At 50.7% G+C, this 20945-nt stretch carries 14 protein-coding genes and 1 tRNA gene; 7 read left to right on the forward strand and 8 right to left on the reverse strand.

Going from position 1 to position 20945, the window contains the following annotated elements:
• Positions 1 to 15: 15 nt before the first annotated feature.
• The gene (locus tag AC52PS_RS07785; protein ID WP_495562487.1) at positions 16 to 780 is read right to left on the reverse strand and encodes a hypothetical protein; all 765 of its coding nucleotides are present in this window, start codon (positions 778 to 780) and stop codon (positions 16 to 18) included.
• Position 781: 1 nt separating this feature from the next.
• Positions 782 to 1735, reverse strand: a complete 954-nt coding sequence (locus AC52PS_RS07790; RefSeq protein WP_495562488.1) for a hypothetical protein — start codon at positions 1733 to 1735, stop codon at positions 782 to 784.
• Between the two features lie 42 nt (positions 1736 to 1777).
• Here AC52PS_RS07790 and mfd point away from each other — a divergent pair, with 42 nt between their 5' ends.
• The 4 genes from mfd to AC52PS_RS07810 all read left to right on the forward strand — a co-directional run bounded on the left by mfd (position 1778) and on the right by AC52PS_RS07810 (position 10109).
• Positions 1778 to 5278 carry a transcription-repair coupling factor gene (gene mfd, locus AC52PS_RS07795; protein ID WP_495562489.1) on the forward strand — a complete coding sequence of 1167 codons (3501 nt, stop codon included), beginning with the start codon at positions 1778 to 1780 and terminating at the stop codon, positions 5276 to 5278.
• 280 nt (positions 5279 to 5558) lie between these two features.
• On the forward strand, positions 5559 to 7967 hold the full coding sequence (gene ptsP / locus AC52PS_RS07800) for a phosphoenolpyruvate--protein phosphotransferase (protein WP_495562490.1): 2409 nt from the start codon (positions 5559 to 5561) through the stop codon (positions 7965 to 7967).
• Positions 7968 to 7973: 6 nt separating this feature from the next.
• Positions 7974 to 8678, forward strand: a complete 705-nt coding sequence (trmB, locus tag AC52PS_RS07805) for a tRNA (guanosine(46)-N7)-methyltransferase TrmB (RefSeq protein WP_495562491.1) — start codon at positions 7974 to 7976, stop codon at positions 8676 to 8678.
• 75 nt (positions 8679 to 8753) lie between these two features.
• Positions 8754 to 10109 (forward strand): citrate synthase, encoded by a 1356-nt coding sequence (locus tag AC52PS_RS07810; protein WP_495562492.1) that lies wholly within the window; start codon positions 8754 to 8756, stop codon positions 10107 to 10109.
• Between the two features lie 121 nt (positions 10110 to 10230).
• Here AC52PS_RS07810 and fusA (AC52PS_RS07815) read toward each other — a convergent pair whose 3' ends face one another.
• The 5 genes from fusA (AC52PS_RS07815) to fusA (AC52PS_RS07835) form a co-directional block, all read right to left on the reverse strand.
• The gene (gene fusA / locus AC52PS_RS07815) at positions 10231 to 12312 is read right to left on the reverse strand and encodes an elongation factor G (RefSeq protein ID WP_495562493.1); all 2082 of its coding nucleotides are present in this window, start codon (positions 12310 to 12312) and stop codon (positions 10231 to 10233) included.
• Positions 12313 to 12605: 293 nt separating this feature from the next.
• Entirely contained in the window at positions 12606 to 14057 is a 1452-nt protein-coding gene (locus AC52PS_RS07820) for an alpha-amylase family glycosyl hydrolase (RefSeq protein ID WP_495562494.1), read from the reverse strand.
• Positions 14058 to 14277: 220 nt separating this feature from the next.
• The gene (locus tag AC52PS_RS07825) at positions 14278 to 14541 is read right to left on the reverse strand and encodes a YkgJ family cysteine cluster protein (protein WP_495562495.1); all 264 of its coding nucleotides are present in this window, start codon (positions 14539 to 14541) and stop codon (positions 14278 to 14280) included.
• A complete protein-coding gene (locus AC52PS_RS07830; protein WP_495562496.1) occupies positions 14538 to 15146 on the reverse strand; it encodes a TetR/AcrR family transcriptional regulator in 609 nt (202 codons plus the stop codon). The genes AC52PS_RS07825 and AC52PS_RS07830 overlap by 4 nt, the downstream gene beginning before the upstream one ends.
• A gap of 33 nt (positions 15147 to 15179) precedes the next feature.
• The gene (fusA, locus tag AC52PS_RS07835; protein ID WP_495562497.1) at positions 15180 to 17204 is read right to left on the reverse strand and encodes an elongation factor G; all 2025 of its coding nucleotides are present in this window, start codon (positions 17202 to 17204) and stop codon (positions 15180 to 15182) included.
• 275 nt (positions 17205 to 17479) lie between these two features.
• Between fusA (AC52PS_RS07835) and AC52PS_RS07840 the strand changes: the two genes are divergently transcribed.
• Both AC52PS_RS07840 and AC52PS_RS07845 read left to right on the forward strand, forming a co-directional pair.
• A tRNA-Val gene (locus tag AC52PS_RS07840) sits at positions 17480 to 17552 on the forward strand.
• Between the two features lie 484 nt (positions 17553 to 18036).
• Positions 18037 to 18450 (forward strand): DUF1761 domain-containing protein, encoded by a 414-nt coding sequence (locus AC52PS_RS07845; protein WP_495562498.1) that lies wholly within the window; start codon positions 18037 to 18039, stop codon positions 18448 to 18450.
• A 184-nt stretch (positions 18451 to 18634) separates the two neighbouring features.
• Here AC52PS_RS07845 and AC52PS_RS07850 read toward each other — a convergent pair whose 3' ends face one another.
• Positions 18635 to 20002, reverse strand: a complete 1368-nt coding sequence (locus AC52PS_RS07850) for an integron integrase (protein ID WP_495562499.1) — start codon at positions 20000 to 20002, stop codon at positions 18635 to 18637.
• A gap of 250 nt (positions 20003 to 20252) precedes the next feature.
• Between AC52PS_RS07850 and AC52PS_RS07855 the strand changes: the two genes are divergently transcribed.
• Positions 20253 to 20945, forward strand: a 693-nt coding sequence (locus AC52PS_RS07855) for a hypothetical protein (RefSeq protein ID WP_495562500.1), incomplete at its 3' end; no start/stop codon positions are given.

The following is a 20945-nucleotide window of genomic DNA, read 5'->3' on the forward strand; positions in this document are numbered from 1 at the left end:
GGCGGTACTGAGCGATCAGGCAGGCACATGAAGCAGTTGATGTAAGACCTGCAGGTACTCTCCGCCGGGTTCGATGATTATCATTTCGGTTTGGGTTCCGGTCTCTCCGAGTTTTAGATCCAGGGTTATGCGGTAGTCCCGTATTTTCAGACGGCAGCTTTGAAAAATGCTTCCCTCCGGCAAACCCCCGATTTCTTTCTCGGACAGTCCACGTACACAGAGGTAATCGGGACTGAGCTCCTCAACCCGGGCTTTCAGGAGTTTCAGGCTGAGAGGGTGGGTTAACAGCAGTGTGATGGGTTCATCTTCTGAGGGGGAATACTCACCCGGGAAGCCGGCAGCTGGTGGTTCGTCGCCAGGCTCGGTATAGGGGAGATCCAGTCCGGTTGCCGGTGCTTCACGGATGCGTCTGGGCAGAATTTCAGTGAGCACATCCGGGGTTTCCGGTCCGTCCAGGCCTTGCTGGATTACGGCGATAACCGCCAGAGCGGCAGCCTTATCCAATTCCTTGGAATCAATTTTCTGTCCCGAATAGAGAATCATTCCAGCATGTTCCAGAGCCGGGGTTTCCCGGCAGATGGGTATGCAGGTTTTCCAGTGGAGGGGAAAATCGGTGATGCTCCAGAATATGTAGTCCGGGGCGATTTCATCCAGGTTGTCGATGGCCTTCAGAGGATGAAAATACTGGAAGAGATGAACATCATCCCGGTCGAAATCACGGAGAAGATTCTGAAGTTTTTCCCTATCTGAGGGCTCGGGGCTTACCATAAGAATGTTCATATTATTCTGTTCCCAAATTTATAACCTGATACCGTACAATATACCAAATTCCGTCCCGACGTTCGAGTTCATAGGTGAATCTTTTGATTTCTATATATTCCCCCTGATCATAACGTTGTTCAACGGTGACGCTGCCCCGGTTGGGATTGTAGCTGGTCTGCAGAATCTCATAATTCATGGGGATCAGGCTGATGCCTTCACCGGTTTGAGCGTTCCAGAGTTCATCCCGGTATTCCTGGAGGACATTTCGCCTCTCGAAGGCAGACATGCGGGTATATTCCCGTTCTCTTCGGGCTTCATCGGTGTACAGACGTTCAATATCCAGATACTGAAGAAATTGATCTTTTCGTGAGTGCATTCGCGCTTCAAGGGTATATGCCACCACTTCATCCGGGGCAAGAGCTGCGGTCTGAAGTTCTTCCTCCACCGCTTCCTCAACTCGGATCATTCCCGCTTCTTCTCTTCGGAAACCTTCCCGTACAGAGAGGGTGAGACTGTTGGAGCGAATAGTATGTTGTGTGCTGCTGCCGCCCCGTAGTTCAGGATAAAAGAGTGCCCGTACCATGTAGATTCCGTGGGAGATACTGCGATAGTCGTTCAGGGTTTCGATGAATGAAAATTCTTCCCCGGGGAGCAGGTCAATATCCCGGTAAAATACCCTTTGCGCCCCGGCGTTCACTCTGATAAAATTATCGCTTGGCGGAGTGTTCATGTTGTCCATATCCCGGACATCAAAATCGATATTGTGAAGCCGATCATCTGCGAGTCTGAAGCGGTAGGCGTCGCTGCCGTTGTTGCGGATGGTGACCCGGATTTCTATAGGATCTTCGGGAAAGTATATGTGTTGATTATACAGCCGAATGTTCAGCTCAACGCCATTGGCTGCCCAGAGGGATGAGCTTACGGCAAAGGCTATGGCCACAAGTACGAAGCGCGAAATCTGTTTTATCAGCATGATATTCCCCTATATAAACTACTACCATTATCGGATGGATTGATGAAATCATTATTGTATTCCAGTTTTTCACCCCTGTTAAAGGGATACCGGCCGTATAAGGAACTTTTTGCGGCCATGCAGAAGAATTTGTACCCCCTCCATCTGTATGGGGTACACGGCGGTCTTCTGAGCATGATATTTGCTAAAGCACGGGAACGGCTGAATGCACCTCTTCTGATTGTGCTGCCCACGGAAAAGGAAGCTGAAACCCTTTCCGATGATCTAGAGCGTTTCGGGTTGAATACTGCCATTCTTCCATGGTGGGGCACGGTACCTTACCGCAGCGTTCCCGCCAATTCTCCCATGTTCGGCAGGAGACTCAGGGTTCTGGACGGAATTCTTGATGGCAGCATAGATGTGGTGTTTTGCGGACTTCGCAGTTTCCTGTCGCCCCTTCCTCCCCCTGCGTATTTGAGGGCGGGCTATATTGAGATTTCCCGGGGGATGAGCTTCGATCCCGGTGAGTTCGCCCGGGCCCTGGAAAAGCTGGGCTATATGAGGGTGCAGAGGGTTTCGGTCCCCGGTGAGTTCGCCCTGAGAGGGGAGGTGTGCGATGTGTACATGGCCGGAGATGATAACCCGGTACGGATTGTGTTCGGATGGGATGAAATTGAACAGATCCGGCGTTTTGATGCGGGAAGCCAGAGCTCAATAGATGAAATGACGCAGATTTCCATACGCCCCAGCAGCGAGATTATCTGGGATGAGGAGCGCATTGGGGTGCTGAGTACGCGGCTTGAGCAATTACCTGAGCTGAGGCACCAGAGGGATGAGATAATCGATCAGTGGATTATTCCCCGGAAGGAAGGACATGAGCGTTTTTTCCCCCTGGCGTTTCCGGAAGATGAACAGGCGAGCATTCTGGATTATATGGGGGAAAAAAGTATCGGGTTCATAGCCGAGTATGAACGCTGCTACAGCGCAGAGGAAAGTCTTCACCGGGAATACGGGGGAATGTACCGCAAGCTGAGACACAGCGAACCCCTGCCCAGGCCTGAGCGGCTGTTGTTTGAACTTGAAACCCTGGAAAATGCCATTCAACGGCCGGTACGCATGCCTCTGCTCAAATCAGCCCAGCCGGAGAAGCATGTAAGCAGCGATGTGGGAAGCGATGAGGAAAATCCCCTCCTTCAGGAGGTGGCCCCCATAGACCGGAGCCGCCGTGCTGAATTGGGGCCCGCAGCATCTCAAATCCAGTTTGACTCCGCAGGAGCACGAAGCTACTTCGGCAACATCAGTTTTTTCAAGGAGGAGCTGGAGAATATGCTCCAGGCGGGCTACAGCATCTACCTCCTGGCCGACTCGGACGTGCAGCGTTCACGCCTTGAGCATCTTCTGAAGGATTACAACATCACCATTCTGGCCGAAAGCATTTCATCGGGGTTCAGTATTCAGGATCTTTCGGTGATGGTGATTCACGAAAATGAGGTGTTCGGCCGAAAACGCCGGGTTCCCAAATCTGTGAAGAAGGTGAAGAGCGAAGCCATCGACAGCTTTGTGGAGTTGGATGAAGGTGATCATGTGGTTCATGTGAACCATGGTATCGGACGCTTCCGGGGCATTCAGCGCATCATTGCAGGGGGTAACGAACGGGACTATATCAAACTTGAATATGCCAAGGAAGAGTATATTTTCGTTCCCATTGAACAGGTAAACCTGATTCAGCGCTATATCGGCAGTCAGGGATCGGATCCCAAGCTGGATACCATAGGGGGCAAGAGCTGGGAGAAGCGAAAATCCAAGGTATCCAAACATGTGGAGGACCTTGCCGAGAGGCTTCTCACCCTCTACAGCCGTCGGAAAAAAGCGTCTGGCTATGCATTCCCACCGGATAACGAGTGGCAGATTGAGTTCGAGGCCGCTTTTCCCTTCGAAGAGACGGAGGATCAGGTCCGCTGTATAGATGAGGTGAAGGCGGATATGGAACGGCCCGTACCCATGGATCGGCTGGTATGCGGTGATGTGGGCTACGGGAAAACCGAGATTGCCATGCGGGCGGCCTTTAAAGCGGTGAGCTCCGGACGGCAGGTGGCATTTCTTGCCCCAACCACTATTCTGGCGGAACAGCATTATGAAAGCCTTCTGGAGCGGTCGTCCGAGTTTCCCATTAAAATCCGGATGATGAGCCGTCTCGTAGGCCGGAAAGACCAGCGCCAAACCTTGGAGGGACTATCCTCCGGTGAAATCGATATGGTGGTGGGGACCCACAGAATTATTCAGAAAGACATGAATTTCAAGAATCTGGGTCTGTTGGTGATCGATGAAGAGCAGCGGTTCGGGGTGAAGGATAAGGAGCGATTGAAGGAGCTGAAGGCAAGCATCGACTGCCTCACCATGTCTGCAACACCTATTCCCCGTACCCTGCATATGAGTCTGCTGAAAATCCGGGATATGAGCCTGTTGAAAACTGCCCCCTATAACCGAAGACCCATTGAGACTCATGTTGAGGCTTTTAACGAGGAGCTGGTAGCCAAAGCGATCCGAAAAGAGGTGGAGCGTGGCGGACAGGTATTTTATCTGCATAATCGGGTTGAGACCCTGGAAAACGTCCAGCTTTTCCTCCAAAACGCGGTTCCCGAGGTAATGGTTGACGTAGCTCACGGACAGATGAGCCCACACGAGCTTGAGGATATTATGCATCGCTTTGTTCACGGAGGTTTTCAGGTGCTGGTAGCCACCACCATTATCGAAAACGGTATTAATATTCCGAATGTAAACACCATCATTATTGATCGGGCGGATATGTACGGCATCAGCCAGCTGTATCAGCTTCGGGGCCGGGTGGGGAGAAGCGGCCGTTTGGCATATGCGTACCTGCTGTATCCAGATCAGAGGGCATTGAGCGAGTTGGCCATGAAGCGCCTTCAGATCATCAGCGATCATACGGAGCTGGGCTCGGGGTTCAAGATTGCCATGAAGGATTTGGAAGTCCGGGGTGCGGGAAATCTGCTGGGGAGTCAACAGAGCGGCGATATCTACAGCATCGGGTTTGACCTGTATCTGAAGCTTTTGGATCAGGCAATCCGACGGCTCAGCGATCTGGGGGAAGAGGATCTTCAGGAGGTGTATCTGGAGATGGAGTACACGGGGTTCATCCCAGACAGTTATATTTCCGACACTATGGAAAAGATGGAGGTGTACAAGCGAATTGCCGCGGTGAACACCCAGGAGCTGCTTGATGCCGTGCACTCGGAAATCGCAGATCGTTTCGGCCCCATCCCCGAGGAGGTTGCCAGCCTGCTCAGTCTGGCGGAGATCAGGGTGCTGTGCCGGGATCTGAATATTTCCATGCTGAGAGAACGGAAAGGGACTGCGGAGGTACATTTTGCCAAAGTGGCCAAGCTGAATATCAATAAAATTATGGAGCTGATCCGTACCAGCGGTGGAGCGGTGAAAATCGATCCCAAGCGCCCGGAAGTTCTTCTGGTTGATACCAGCAAGGTTGGCCTGAAGGAAAAAAGCGAGTACCTGCGGGATCGTCTGTCCACAATAGCCGGCTGACCAAACGGCTCCTGACCCGGGCCGTGGTCGGAGAAACATGCCCGAAGCCGGGGGGGGGTGCCAAAAAATGCCCGAAGCCGGGGAGGCGCGGCGCAAAAAATGCCCCAAGCCGGGCGCGGGAAAAGGATCAGATCAACAGGAGCAGGTCAAACTGTAACAGCGACTACTCAAATTGACGTTTTTCCTCTATGATTATGAATTAGGTGAGGATGAAACAGGGGGAGATGTCAGGCGGCATATATCCGCTGATACGATTACGAGAACGAATGGTGCGAACTTAATGATACAGAAATCAAGCAAAACATCAAAATCCAGAGATGACAGAAGTTTTGATCTTCTCTGCAATATGGCCGAACTCACGGCAATTTTCGAAAAGAAAGGCTCCATTCAGGAATTTCTTGTGGATGTGGTGGAGATGGTCTCCCAGCATATGCGAAGTGATGTGTGTTCGGTGTATCTCTACGACAGCCATAAGGACAGCCTGGTTCTCCGGGCCACCAAGGGGCTGAACAGCGAGTTGATCGATTCCCTTGAGCTTTCCATCGGTGAAGGTATTACCGGCATATCCTATAAGGAAATCCGGCCCATCCGGGAGGGCAAGGCCAGCCAGAGCCCGTTTTTCAAGGCTGTGCCCGGAAGTGCGGAAGAGAACTATGAAGCTTTTCTGGCAGTTCCCATCCGAAGAGGGGTGAATAAGATCGGGGTAATTACCCTTCAGCATAAAGAACCCAACTATTTCACACGCCAGGATACACGTGCTCTCAGGGCCATTGCCTCTCAGCTCGCTTCCGTTCTTGAAAATGCCGAAGTGCTCATGGAGCTTTATCAGGAGCGCGGGCTGCAGGATACGGTAAAACTGCCGCCTGTCATTCAAGGGGTGGGTGCAGGAAGTGGTTTATGCATTGGGGAGAGCTTTGTTCTGAGACGTAAGGCCCAGAGTTTCCGGAAGATGAAGGCCCCGGAAGGAAGTCTTCAGATTGATGATGTCTTGTTGTCCGGGGAAAACCAGCTGAAACATGAAGACGGGGAGAGCCGGCAAAGTCAGGAAAACGGGGAACAAGATCGGGAAGCCGTTACCGGAGAGCTCACTCGCTTTGCAATGAGCCTCAGCGCCACCAAGGAACAGCTTGAAGATATCCAGCGAAGCCTGGGGGATTCCATTGCTGAGGTCGCAGATATTATTTTTTCCGCCCACATGCTCATGCTCAGGGATGAAAACTTTTCCGGAGCGATGCAGACCCAGATCGAAGAGGGGGGAAGCTCGGAAGAGGCAATTCAGAATGTGGTGAACGATTATGTTGAATTGTTCGCCTCCCAGTCCAATCCGAGGGTACAGGAGAAGACCCAGGATGTCTTGGATCTGGGACATAGACTGGTGCGAAACCTCAATTACCAGGGGCACCATATTCGCCGGGATTTTTCCGGCCAGATTATTGTGGCAGCAGATATTTTTCCGTCGGAGGTGGTAAAATTTGCCGCCGAGAAAGCGGAAGGACTGGTAATGCTCGGAGGCGGTGAAACCGCTCATGTAGCCCTTCTTGCCCGAAGCCTGAATTTACCGGCCATTTTCGTAAAAGAACTTGGCATTCTGGAGCTGGAGGATGAAGTTCCTTTGGTGATTGATGTGGAAGGGGGCAAGCTCTTTGTGAACCCCCGGCAGGCCGCCCTGGATGAGTTTCGTCAGCTGAAAGCTGATGAACTCCCAGAACCTGCAGTCCGCATCGACATTCCTGAACGGAGCAAGACCATCGACCATGTTTCTGTGGAAATACACGCAAATGTAAACCTGGTACAGGATGTGAAGTATGCGGTTGAGCAGAAAGCCGAGGGGATCGGACTCTACCGCAGCGAATTCCCCTTCCTGGTGCGAAACGATTTTCCATCGGAAGAGGAACAGACGGGCATTTACCGCAGGGTGCTTGAGCCCATGGGAAACAAACCGGTGCTCTTCCGGACCCTCGATGTGGGCGGAGATAAGCTTATCGGCTACAATCCCGAGCACCGGGAGGCCAACCCCTTTCTGGGATACCGGGGCATCCGGTTTTCCCTGGGAAACGAGGACATTTTTAGCGAACAGATCCGTGCGATTCTCCGCGCGGGCTGTGGCCACAATGTGGGAATTATGTTTCCCATGATCAGCAGCGTGGAAGAGTATCTGGCAGCCAGGGACCTGGTATACCGCTCCATGGAAGATCTGAAAAAGGACAAGATGGATTTCTGCGAAGACCCTCGTCTGGGCGCGATGATTGAGCTTCCCGCCGCTGCGGAAATCGCCGGGGACCTGGCGGAAATCAGCGATTTTCTCTCCATCGGAACCAACGACCTGATAATGTATCTTCTGGCGGTTGACCGTACCAATGAACGGGTGGAACAGATGTATAAACCCTACCACCCTGCGGTGCTCCGGGTGATCCAGCGTATCAGTGATTCTGTGGGAGACAAAATCTCCAGCCTCTCGGTATGCGGTGAGGCTGGCAGCGATCCGGCCCTGCTACCATTCTTTATCGGTTCGGGTATCCGGAAATTTTCCGTTGATCCGAAACGGATTCTGAAACTGAAAGAAGGGGTTGCCGGGCTTAGTGCGGAAAAATGTGAAGGAATGGCCAAATCTATGCGGGAAATGAAGCGGTTGGATGAGGTACAGTCCTACATCCGGGAACATATTATGACCGGGTATGATACGGAGTAATTTCAGATGAGTTCAAAACATCAGCCGGTATACGACGGCGGCGGTAGACGTCAGGTACGAAGCTTTGTCCGCCGGAAAGGACGCATGAGCGATACGCGGGAAGATGCGTACCGGCGGCTCATGCCGGTACACGGCATCTCTTTCAGACCTGAACAGACCGATCCCGCACGGCTGTTTCCCCACCCCGGCGAGGTGGTGCTGGAGATCGGCTTCGGCATGGGGCATGCCACCCTTGAACTGGCTATAAACAACCCTGGAACTAATTATCTGGGAATCGAAGTTCACGTACCGGGTGTGGCCTCGGTACTTTCAAAGATCGAAAGCCTGGGGCTGAACAACCTGAAACTAATTGAGCATGATGCGGTGGAAGTGCTGAAATATATGATTCCCCCGGAGAGCTTTTCCGGTGTACATATTTTCTTCCCCGATCCATGGCCGAAAAAGCGCCATTTCAAACGGCGGCTGATTCAGCAGGATTTTCTCAAGCTCCTGGTACCTCGGGTGAAACTGGACGGATACATCTATATGGTGACCGACTGGGAAGATTATGCCCGTTGGATGAAGGAGCATCTGGACGCCCACCCGGGTCTGGAAAACCAGTACGGCGGCTATGCAGATGCTCTTCAGTGGCGGCCTTCAACGGCATTTGAACAAAAAGGGCTGAACAAGAAGCATATTATCAGAGAACTGTTTTACCGCCGTACATTTTGAGCAAAACGACCTGTATATACATGCAATAATCCCTGTGGTATACTTATAAATATCCCAAAATGAAGGAATCTCAATATGAATGAAGCCCAATTTCTCGATGACCATGCGGTACTCATCGAGACCCCCCAGGTGATTGATGCATCTGAGTATCAAAAATATAGCGTGAAGAGGGGACTCCGGAATGAAGACGGTACCGGGGTGCTTGTGGGTCTGACTGAAATCGGTGACGTCCACGGCTACATTTTGGATGAAAACGAAAAGATTCCCGTGGAAGGACGGCTCCGGTACCGGGGCATCAACATTAAAGACATTGTTAACAACTTTCAAAGCGAGGGACGTTTCGGTTTTGAGGAAGTGATCTATCTGCTGCTTTTCGGCCGCCTTCCCTCCAGGACAGAACACGAAGACTTTATCAAACTGATAGGAGGGCGCAGAACCATGCCCCCGGGCTATTGGGAGGATATCATTCTTCGAAGCCCCAGTCCCGATATTATGAACAAACTGGGAATGGCAACCCTGGGCACCTACAGCTACGACGACAACCCGGAAGAAAACAGTATCCGCAACGTACTTCGACAGAGTATCGAGCTGATTGCCCGATTTCCCGCAATGGTGGCATACAGCTACCAGGCCAAGCGACGCTTCTACGACAATGAAAGTCTGATTATTCATGCTCAGAACCCGGGATTTTCCACCGCCCAAAATTTTCTCCATATGATCCGACCAACCGGCGAATACACCCACCTTGAGGCGGAGCTTCTGGATCTTGCCTTGGTGCTCCATGCCGAACACGGAGGGGGGAACAATTCGGCGTTCACCGTACATGTGGTCACATCGGCCTATACCGACACTTACTCGGCAATTGCAGCAGCTGTGGGGAGTCTGAAAGGATCCCGGCACGGGGGAGCAAGCAACCGGGTGCGTGAGATGATGAACAACATCAAAGACAACGTCCAGGACTGGTCCAACCGGAAAGAGGTGCTGGGCTATCTGAAAAAGATCCTTCAAGGCAAAGCCCATGACGGTTCCGGTTTAATCTACGGAATGGGACACGCCATCTACACTGCAAGTGATCCCCGCGCCGTGCTGCTCAAAGAAAAGGCGAAAAGCCTTGCGGAAAATGTGGGTGGGAGAATACAGGAAGAGTACGGCCTCTATGAGCTGATTCAGGAATTGAGCCCCAAAGCATTTGCGGAGGTTAAACATAACGAGAAGGTGATCAGTCCCAACGTGGATTTCTACTCAGGCTTTGTGTACAGCATGCTCGGCATTCCCGAGGAGCTGTTCACTCCCATTTTCGCCGTAAGCCGGATAGCAGGGTGGTGCGCCCACCGGCTGGAGGAACTTTCTTTGGGAAGCAGAATCTACCGGCCGGCATATAAAAATGTGCTGGGCGCACGCCCGTTTATTCCCATGGGCGAACGTGAGTAAATGCTGGGTAAGCGAGCGTAGGTGAAAAATCAACCATAGAAGTGAAGAGCAGATAACTGCATGCGATAAAAACGCCCCCTGAGGCCGTGGCCTCGGGGGCGTTGCACGTAAAAGCTGCCGCTTAAACTTCTTCTTCACTGAGGGCCTTAGCCTCAGCAATAATATTCTCTGCAATTTTACCGGTAACCGGTTCATAATGTGAGAACTCCAGTTCGAAACCTCCGGTTCCGCTGGTAATGGATCGCAGGTCTATGGAATAGCGCATCAGTTCCCCCTGGGGTACTTCGGCAACTATCTCCATAATTCCTCCCCCCAGATCATTCTGAGCATGGACCCGTCCACGTTTGGAGCTGAGATCGCTGAGCACATCTCCCATATACTGATCTTCCACGAACACATGCAGTTCCACGAATGGTTCCAGAAGTTTCGCAGCCGCCTTCTCAAAGGCCTCCTTCAATGCGCCTTTGGCCGCCATCTTGAAGGCCATTTCCGATGAATCCACCGGATGCTCCTTTCCGTCATACACCTCGGCCTCAAGATCCACCACGGGATAGCCTGCAAGAGGTCCCTCTTCCATTGCCTCTAGCAAACCTTTTTCAATTCCCGGCATGTACCCCTTGCTGATGGATCCCCCGCGAATCACGTTCTTGAATACGAAACCCTCACCCCGTTCCAGGGGACGAAACCTCATGTTCACCCTGGCATACTGACCATGTCCGCCGGTCTGCTTCTTGTGGGTGAACTCGGTTTCCGCCGGTCGTGTAATGGTTTCCCGGTAGGCTATACGGGGTGTTTTGGTAATAACTTCGATTTTGGTGGCCGTTTTGATTTTTTCGAAAATCAGATTCAGATGAAGCTCTCCCATTCCGGCAAAAACGGTCTCTTTGGTTTCTGTATCGAAATCCAGAGATATGGTCTTGTCCTCTTCCGCCGCGCGTTGGAGCTGCTCACCCAGCTTATCCTGATCTTTCTTGCTTCCCGCACTGATGGCAACCTTGTGAACCGGCTGGGGCAGCTGGAGGGGTTTATAGATCAGTTCGTGATCTTCAGTACTGAATGTATCGTTGGTGTGCGCAGTGGGTATTTTGGAAATGATGCCCAAATCGCCGGCGCATAAGCTGTCCACTTCATCCAGCTTTTTTCCCAGACTCATGTAAATTTTGCTGATGCGTTCCTTCTTTCGTTCCCTAATATTGTAGACTTCCTGGTCCGGGGAAAGGCAGCCGGTAACCGCCTTAATAAAGCTGAGCTTACCTGCATACTGATCGATACTGGTTTTAAAGCAGAAGCCGCTGAATTCCCCTTTCTGGGAGATGGGGGTGTGATGCTCTTTTTTTTCAAGGTCGAATCGCACTTCATCAATTCCGGTGGGTGCCGGAGCGGCGATATTCAAAAAATCCAGGACTGCTGCGATGCCGCTGTTAAGAAGTGCAGATCCGCAGAATACCGGGACGACTTTGCCTTCCACCAGGTCTTCTGTCAGTCCTTTGATTGCATCTTCCACGGTTAAATCCATTTCTTCCAGATACTTCTCTGTGAGGTCGTCATCTCCCAATGCCGCGGCTTCAACCATCTTCTCATGATACTCGGCAGCCATTTCCTGTAGATCGGCTGGGATATCTGAAGGTTTGGATTTTTTTCCGGTCCCGGGGCTAAGATATGCTTTCATGTGAATAAGATCGATAATCCCTTTATAGTCGCTTCCACTACCAATGGGAATGGTTACAGGAACAAATTGCTTGCCGAACTTCTGTTCCAGATCTTCAATGCAGCGGTTAAAATCTGCACGATCCTTATCCATCTTATTAATAAAAACGATTCTGGGTTCATCCCTGGCTTCAAGACGTCTCCACAGCTTAATGGTTTCAATCTGGACACCGCTTTCTGCATCGACCATGATTACTGCGCTTTCGGCAGTTCTGAAGGCTGCAACGACTTCACCTACAAAATCCGCAGAACCTGGAGTATCCAAAATGTTAATTTTATGATCCTTCCAGAAAATATGGGACAGGGAGGTGTGGATAGACATGTTGTGAGAAATCTCTTCATCGGTGAAATCGCTTACGGATTTTCCCGACTCCACTGTCTCCGGTTTGTCTATGGCTCCGCCGTCAAAAAGCAGGTTCTCAACAAATGTCGTCTTCCCCGTACCGCCGTGGCCAGCGACCGCGATATTTCTGATGTCTTCGGTCCTGAAACTCATAATCCCTTCCTTTTCTGCACTCCGCTGAAGGCGGGGTGAACCAGAAAAGAGGGATAAAAACTCAACCCGCCGGCGTACCCCACCAGCAGGTCTCATAGAGATGCACAAGACCCGCATTCCGCAGGTGCAAAGTCACATGGTGTTACATAAATCTTCCACCCGTTTCATACTGCTGTCAAATAAAAAATCCGGGAATGTGAGATTTTGATGAGACGCCCCGGAGAAATCCGGGGCACTCAGCAATATATGGAAGGCAGAAATATGAGGAAGTCTTCCGGGATTATTCGATCCGCTTATTCGATTCGTTGGAGGAGAACACCCCAGGAAGGATGAACCTCCAGCTCCAGGACCCTTCTTCCGTCTTCGCCGGTGAACACGCCGAACTCATCGCCTCCGTTGAGAAGGTCCCGGTACCGGTTTCCATTGAGCAATTCTGCGGGTATGGACACCCTTCGGCTTTGATCATCCGAGTTCACCGCCGCAATGCATTCGTCCTGAACACCCCGTTCCCCGTCATTGGTCAGAACCCGGGAAAAGGCAAACACATGGTGATCCACCGACAATTCCCGGTAGTCACCCTCCCTGAGAGCGGGGGCCTGAGCCCTGATCTCCCGCAGTCTGGTAATCTCATACAGAAGGTCTCCATGACTTCCCTGGAGCTTAAGGCCTGAGTGGTCAAGGAAAGGCCGCAGTTCCCAATCGTCGCTGCCCTTGCGGCCCGGAACGCCGGTTTCGCTGCCGTAGTAGAGGGAGGGCAGGCCGGGAACGGTGAACAGAAGAATATGCAGGGGGTAGATATGTTCCGGGCGCTCCAGGATGCTTGCGATGCGGCTCACATCGTGGTTGTCGGCGAAGGTGTAGAGGTTAAGATCCCGGTAGATGCCCTGTTCGCCAAACTGACGCTTCAACGTCCAGGCGAGCTCGAAATAATTCCCGTCATTGTGGCTGCTGTGAAGCCCCTTATACAACTCATAGTTGGTAATGCTGTCAAGCAGTCCCGGTGCACAGATATCGGCATAATTACCGAACACCATTTCACCCATAATCCAGAACCCCCCTTGGGTGAAGGGAGGCCTTCCCACATTATCGGTACGTGCTTTGTACATTTCATCGGCTCTGTTCCTCAGTAGCGGCCATAGCTGAGGGGCAATGACATCCGCCGCATCCATCCGTAAGCCATCGATCCCCAACTCCATAATCCAAAACTCCAGAGCGGACCAGAGGTATTTCTGTACCTCCGGGTTGAGAACATTGAGCTTCACAAGCGAGGCATGACCGTCCCATGTGGCGTAGGAAAATCCGTCGGAGAACGGGGAGTCCTCCCCGAAGTTTACCCCCTCGAACCAGTTTACATAAGGCGAGTCTTCCCGGTGTTGCTTTAGATCCTGAAAGGCGAAAAAGTCCCGGCCAACGTGGTTAAACACCGCATCAAGAACTACGGCTATGCCCGATTCGTGCAGGCGGTCAATGAGCCATTTTACATCTTCCCGTGTACCCAGACGGGGGTCGATAGCAAGAAGGTCCACCGTGTCATATCCGTGGCTGTTAGAATGGGTGAGGGGACCAAACAGCACGGCATTCACTCCCATATCTTTCAAATGGGGAATCCAACCGGCAAATTCCCGGATGCTCCTGGCGGAACTGAAGGCCTCCCGGTTGCTCTTTGCCGCTCCGGTCTGCCCCAGGGGAAATACATGATAAATCAGCCCTTCATGCCGGGCCAGCGCATGTTGTGTCATCTGCATAGTCTCTCCTATTTTTCGATGGCCTGTAAAGACCGGTAAAACTGCGCACATCCATAAGGATCCCGTCGCAGCCTCATCAACAAAAATATATACCGAACGGTAGGTAAGGTCAATAGCCTTAGCTAATCATCACTTTTCCAGCATACCGAGCAATTTAGGCCACAGGTAGGTAAGCAGTCCCGTTCCCCCGATTCCCGGCGGCACGAGTGTAGTCAGGAAATCAGCCTGAACCGGGATTGGTATCATGTTCAAGACGGGTAAGAAAAGTAAGAGCCTGATCCCGATGCGATCCACACATATCACGCCGGGGTGTGAACTTCCTGCAAACTTCAGGATATTCCGAGGACCCGTGAATCCGGCAGTCCAGGTGTTCATTCAGGTTGACGCAGGGTACACCTGCGGGCTTTCCATGGGGCATACCGGGAACTGGTGATGAAATGGAAATGGCTATGCAGCATGCGGCACAGCCCCGGCGGCAGATCACGAGAACACTCCATGCAGAAATGTTTTAGCCGCAAGCTGCAGCTCCGTCTCTCCGGCTTCCGGGGCCGACAGCCGGGTGAACGCCCACACGGTACCCAAAAAGTTCACCGGCAGGATGCTCAGCTTATTGTTGAGGTTCCCGTGCCCACCGGCGGCTGAATGGAAAAACAGGTCAATGGCATTTTGTACTGCTTCGGCCGTTTCTCCCCCCAGCCTCCTTTCATGGCTGTGAGGATCGGAAAACAGAAGGGCGAATAGCAGGCGGTGAGCTTCGGGAAAATCAATACTGAAACGGTGGAAGGCGGAAAAAAGCCGCTCAACATCCAAAATAATGTCCCCGCGGTAGGTGAATGTATCTCCATGGGCGTTCATGAGAAGCTTCCGAGCATGGTTACATGCGGCTTGAAAAAGCCCCTGCTTGCCCTGATAATGGTAGTATAAGCTGGGTTTGGTAATGCCGCAGCTTTCACAAATTTCGCTTATTGAAACGGCCGCATACCCCCTGTCGGCAAACAAGCTGATAGACGTGTTAAGAATACGGGCTCTGGTGCCACCTTCCCCGTCGGCTCCGGTTTCTCCCATGGCATGTTCCTCTTCCTCCGGCATTTTTTTCTTCCGGCATGTTCATCTGCCTACATATCAGCTGCGGGGCTGGAAATGGCTGAATTCCATGGCAAAGGTACCCCGTCCCTGGGTAATGCTACGAAGGCCGGTGGAATATCCGAACATCTTCTCCAGGGGTGCCTGGGCATGAATATGCTCAACGCTTGCACGGCTCTCTATTTCTTGTACTATCCCGCCCCGTTTAGTCATGCTGGAGACCACATCTCCGATAAACTCCTTAGGAGCGATAATATCGATCTTCATCACCGGCTCGAGCATTACCGGCGAGGCATCGCCGGTGGCCTTGTCAAACGCCATGCTGGCTGCAGCCTCAAAGGCGAATTCAGTGGACGTCTCAGGATCGAAATTCATGCCAATCAGTTTTACATTGATATCTATGCAGGGGTAACCGAACTGGATACCTCCCCCAAGGCTGGTCTCCAGCCCACGCATGGCAGCGGCTTTCATTTCACCGGGAATTGAGTCATCGCTGAGCATGGATGTTACAGAGTTGCCTCCCCCTCGGCCTGCGGGGCTTACTTGGATGGTAACGCCCGCCGTTTGTTCCTTACCGGCTACAAGTTTAGAGAAGCTCTCGCTGTGTGTTACTTCGGCAGTAATGCTCTCCCGATAGGTTACCTGGGGTTTCCCCATCTTGGCATCCACCTTGTAATCGTCCTTGATCCGTGTGGTCATCACCTCAAGATGCAATTCACCCATCCCGCGGATGATCAGTTCTCCGGTATCATCATCCTCTTTCCAGAAAAATGTTGGATCCTCCCGGGCCAGAAGATCCAGGGTATTCTTTAGCTTATCTCTGTCGCTGAGGGTTCGGGGTTCAATGGCGGAAGATATTACCGGTTCGGGGAAATGCATCTGTTCCAGCAGAATCTGATGCCCCTCGCTGCCGATGGTGTCACCGGTTTGGGCAAGCTTGAAGCCTACAATCACCCCGATATCTCCGGCATTGATGCTGTCCACCTGGTCGATACTATTGGCATGCATTCGATAAATCCTGTTGATCCGTTCCCGCTTGCCCTTGCTGATATTGTAGACCGCTTTTCCCGATGTGAACTCGCCGGAGTACACCCGGAAAAAGCACATTGCCCCGGCATTGGGGTCAAATTGAATTTTGAAAATCAGCGCCAGCGGATCTCCATCATTGCTTCGCTCAACCAATACCTGCTCGTTCTTTTTGACATGACGGCCTGGTATGGGGGGGAGGTCGGTGGGCTCGGGCAGATACGAGATGATATTATCCATGAGGGGTTGTACGCCGATGTTTCTCAGGGAAGCGCCGCAGGTTACGGGAATGAGCGTCTGGGCAAGGGTCTGATCTCTCAGCGATGAATGGATCAGCTCCTCTGGAATATCCTCACCTTCGAGAAACAGCTCGGTAAGCTGATCCGAATGCTGGCTCAGCTCATCCAGGAGCTTTTCCCGATACTCTGCGGCCTGCCCGGCCATGGATTCCCGGATCGGTTTTTCATCGATGGTTCGCCCTTCGGGTCCGGAAAAATGCAGTTCCCTCATGCGGATTAGATCGATAACACCCTCAAACTCATTCTCCGCTCCGATGGGGATCTGTAACGCCACAGGATTACATTTGAACTTGCTGCGCATCTCATCTATCACCGCATAAAAATCGGCTCCGATCCTATCCATCTTGTTTACATGGGCAATCCGGGGCACCTCGTAGCTGTCAGCTTGGTGCCACACCGTCTCACTCTGGGGCTCAACACCACCCACAGCGCAAAACACCGCCACAGCACCGTCAAGCACACGGAGGGAACGCTCCACCTCGGCGGTAAAATCCACATGTCCCGGAGTATCGATAATATTAATCTGATAATCCTTCCAAAAGCATGTCGTTGCTGCAGATGTGATGGTGATACCCCGGTTCTGTTCCTGAGCCATCCAGTCCATGGTGGCAGAACCCTGGTCAACTTCACCGATACGGTGACTCTTTCCCGTATAAAAAAGAATTCGCTCTGTGGTGGTTGTCTTGCCCGCATCAATATGGGCCATAATTCCGATATTTCTGATATGTTCTGAACTCATAATCTGTACAACTCCAGGATGAAAAGTAATATGTACATGCTGCCCTCAACCCCATTCGGGGGAAGCAGATGGGGGCTGAAATAATCCGGCACAATCGTCGCAATTTCCTCAGGATACTACCACGTGAGCCCGGGCAAACACAATGTAATAAACTTCAAAAAAATTGTAAAAGAGCGTTGACAATACTTACCCGCCTCTGGTATGTTCTTCCTCGTCGCTAAGACAGCTGGCTCAGAGGAACCAGAGATCAGCACTTCGATAGCCGGCATAAGCACGGGCGAATAGCTCAGCTGGGAGAGCGCCTGCCTTACAAGCAGGATGTCGGGGGTTCAAGTCCCTCTTCGCCCATCAAAAAACCCTCTGTGATCCGAAGGATCGCGGAGGGTTTTTTTTTGTGGGTACACCGGGAGGGACTTGAAGCGCAGGTCCTGGCCCGACCGAATAGGGAGTGCAAATCACCAGGGATGGTGATTTAGCGACGCAGGCGGCATGGAAGGAGCCGACAGGATGTCTGAAGTTGGGAAGCAGCGGAAGACAGCTGGCGGGCCTGCCCGATGCCCCGTTTTCCAAAAATGCGGAGCTATTTTGGAAAACGGATATGTATACGAAAATACTATCTCAAAGGGTTAAACAATAACCTGCACAAAGACGGGTGGAGTTGTTTAACTGTCTTGAATGGGGACTTCAAACTCCCAGAACCGCGGACCGCCTGCATGGGGAGATAATTCCCATCTTTAGTTTACGTGATTTTCCCAGTACAATTGATGCCAAGCAGTAGATTAAATGTCTTTCAGAATAGTACGAGTGCTGCATGTTTACAGGAGGTGTGTATATGTTGAATGTCAATATATGGGTGATATTTATTGCCGGCGCTCTAAATATGGTGCTTGGTATGCTTTGGTACGGACCGCTCTTCGGAAAAGCCTGGATGGTCGGTATGGGTATTGCCCCCGATGACTCCAGAAAAATGGAAGATATGCAGAAGACTGCGGGCTCTGGCTATGCATACTCTCTGCTTTTCGCTTTTATTTTCGGATACGTTTTGGATCTCTTTCTGAACCTGGTTTATGTTCCCTCACTTGGAGTTGCACTGATCCTTACTGCAGTAGTTTATCTTGGCTTCGGCATCGCCAATACGGTCAAATCCGTCCTCTGGGGAGAGACCAACAAGCAGGTGTTTATGATTAACACCGGCTTCGAGATCGTTTTTATTGGAATAATGACGGTTGTTGCATTTTATCTGTAGAGTGGAAAAAGCTGCGACGGCTAAAGGGGGACCGGAAAAGGGTGACCGGAAATATCCCAGCACGTGATCGGAAAAGGATGACCGGAAAAGGGTGATTGGAAATATCCCAGCACCAGCAGGGAAAGGGATTTCGTCCGATAGCGATATGTTGATGGTAGGCATGTTGATTTCGGCAGCCTGACAATTAGAGTCGATCCGCGGGGCTTACCACACCAAGCTTATTCTTTGTGGCCACATGGGTATAGATCATGGTTGTTGACACATCTGAATGGCCAAGGAGTTCCTGAACTGTACGGATATCGTAGCCATTTTCTATTAAGTGGGTGGCGAAGCTGTGCCGCAGGCTGTGAACACTTGCCTGCTTCGGGATACAGCTTTCACCCAACGCGGTTTTAAAACGCTTCTGAAGGGATCCCGGGTAAATATGGTGCCGTCGGACAATCTCACTCCTCGGGTCAACCGACAGCTTCTTTGCCGGAAAAAGCCAGAACCAAGCCCATTCTTTGCCCGCATCCGGATACTTTCGCTCCAAGGCTCCCGGCAATGCCACTCCGTTCCGGTTTTCCCTCCGGTCAAGGTCATATAGCGCCCGTATTCCATTGAGATGTTTCTCAAGATCTGAAATTAATGATTGTGAGAGCAGGGTCTGGCGATCCTTATCACCCTTACCAGAGCGCACAGTAAGAACACATTCATTCAACTGTACATCCTTGACGCGCAAATTCACACACTCATTCAACCGCAGACCACCACCATATATGATTTTGCACATAAGCGAGTACGGCGGATCCATATTTTCCACAAGTTTTGAAATCTCTTCCAAGCTGAGAACAACCGGTAATCTGCGCTTCTTTTTCGCCCGGATAACCGATTGAAGATCGTTTATATCGAGATGAAGGATATGCCGGTACACGAACAACAGAGAGTTAAAAGCCTGTTTCTGAGTAGATGCCGCTATTCCTTTTTCCACAGATAGATATGTGAGGAAGTCGCGAACATCCTGCTCACACAGTTTTGAAACCGGCTTTTCTTTGGTGTGATATTTGAGATAGCGCAGCCAGTAGAGGTACGCTTTCTCGGTGCTGTATGACTTCTGCTGCAAACGCAGTTCCTTGGTTGCTTCGGTTTCAAGTATGAGCCAATCATCGAAGGAAGCTGCCTGATCGTATGAACGATGATTGTTTTCCTCCCTCGCCGGTATGATCGGGTCCTGTTTAACAGGATTTGCAGGCCTTCCCGTTACTTCTGATTGCTTGCAGTTCATCTCAGATTGGATATGCGAACCCTTACCTTCAAAATCATTGGGAAGAAAATGCCTACGATAGATACTCACAGCTTTTCTGGCCTGGTCGAGCTGCCATTCCTCCTTATGCGGTCCCATGTAATTAATCCATGATTCGAGTTGGGTCTCGAAGTCCCCATCAACAAGGCCACTTATGCGATAATTATTGAACATCCACACCCAATGCTCATAATATTTCAAGAATTTATCCCCGACTTTATACAGCTTTTTCAGCAATACCCGATATTCAGGATTAATGTTTTTATGCATTTTCAAGCCTCCAGAGTTATTCATACACAACGTCAGTACATACACCGGAGGATTGCTCGGATTGATTGACTACTGACGAATATCAGTAGCAAAAATAGACTGTGAAACATCAATATTGGATATTACTCTATATTTACCACAAAAAGATTAATTAAAGATTGATTAACAAAATAAATCTGGGATAGAATATGTTATGTGTAAAATAGGTAAATTCCTTCTCAAGAGGAAAAATACTAAAGAAGAGGGAATAATGTTCAAAACTGATAATACAAATATAGATTCCATGGTTAAATTGGGATGGCTGTTTATATTATTGATGAGCTGTGCATCTGAACCGAGTTATCGATTCAGTTTAGATTTAGTAGATCATATTCCTTTTTATGGTCATACTGATGCTCAAAGAGGAGAGCTTATTGAGGCAATACCTATGGGTATTACCTCAGTAGCACCAATTATGCTAGAAGAGTTTCAATCAACTGGATTTGAGGAGTTCATAGGCGAAGAACTATTCGAACGAGTAACTGAGGGGGTTGTAAATCCTTTTATAAACGAAAACAACTCAAATAATCAAATTCATTTCTACCGAATTCATTACTGGACAGAAGACATCAATGGAAATCCGATAGCAGCTTCTGCTTTGGTGCTAATACCCGAGAATAAAAATGAAGATGTTATCGATATACCCTTAATCGAAATAAATCACGCCACAATATTGGAGCCCAATAAAGCCCCATCAATATTAAATTTCTCAGAAAAAACTTGGGCATATTTATTAGCTTCTGCAGGTAATGGTGTGGTTGTTCCTGATTATCCTGGATATGGCGATAGCGCGTCATTCCATCCGTATTGCCAAGCAGAAGCACTTGGATTCTCCAGCGCTGACGCAATCCACGCAACATTAATATTTTTTGAAACAGAGAGTCTTCGGAAGGTACGTTTCAAT

The sequence above is a fragment of the Salinispira sp. genome (assembly GCF_059431795.1).

Excerpts from the sequence above, each read along its gene's own strand:
- AC52PS_RS07785 (WP_495562487.1), bottom strand. The coding sequence starts at position 780 with ATGAACATTCTTATGGTAAGCCCCGAGCCCTCAGATAGGGAAAAACTT.
- AC52PS_RS07790 (WP_495562488.1), bottom strand. The coding sequence starts at position 1,735 with ATGCTGATAAAACAGATTTCGCGCTTCGTACTTGTGGCCATAGCCTTT.
- mfd (WP_495562489.1), top strand. The coding sequence starts at position 1,778 with ATGAAATCATTATTGTATTCCAGTTTTTCACCCCTGTTAAAGGGATAC.
- ptsP (WP_495562490.1), top strand. The coding sequence starts at position 5,559 with ATGATACAGAAATCAAGCAAAACATCAAAATCCAGAGATGACAGAAGT.
- trmB (WP_495562491.1), top strand. The coding sequence starts at position 7,974 with ATGAGTTCAAAACATCAGCCGGTATACGACGGCGGCGGTAGACGTCAG.
- AC52PS_RS07810 (WP_495562492.1), top strand. The coding sequence starts at position 8,754 with ATGAATGAAGCCCAATTTCTCGATGACCATGCGGTACTCATCGAGACC.
- fusA (WP_495562493.1), bottom strand. The coding sequence starts at position 12,312 with ATGAGTTTCAGGACCGAAGACATCAGAAATATCGCGGTCGCTGGCCAC.
- AC52PS_RS07820 (WP_495562494.1), bottom strand. The coding sequence starts at position 14,057 with ATGCAGATGACACAACATGCGCTGGCCCGGCATGAAGGGCTGATTTAT.
- AC52PS_RS07830 (WP_495562496.1), bottom strand. The coding sequence starts at position 15,146 with ATGCCGGAGGAAGAGGAACATGCCATGGGAGAAACCGGAGCCGACGGG.
- fusA (WP_495562497.1), bottom strand. The coding sequence starts at position 17,204 with ATGAGTTCAGAACATATCAGAAATATCGGAATTATGGCCCATATTGAT.
- AC52PS_RS07845 (WP_495562498.1), top strand. The coding sequence starts at position 18,037 with ATGTTGAATGTCAATATATGGGTGATATTTATTGCCGGCGCTCTAAAT.
- AC52PS_RS07850 (WP_495562499.1), bottom strand. The coding sequence starts at position 20,002 with ATGCATAAAAACATTAATCCTGAATATCGGGTATTGCTGAAAAAGCTG.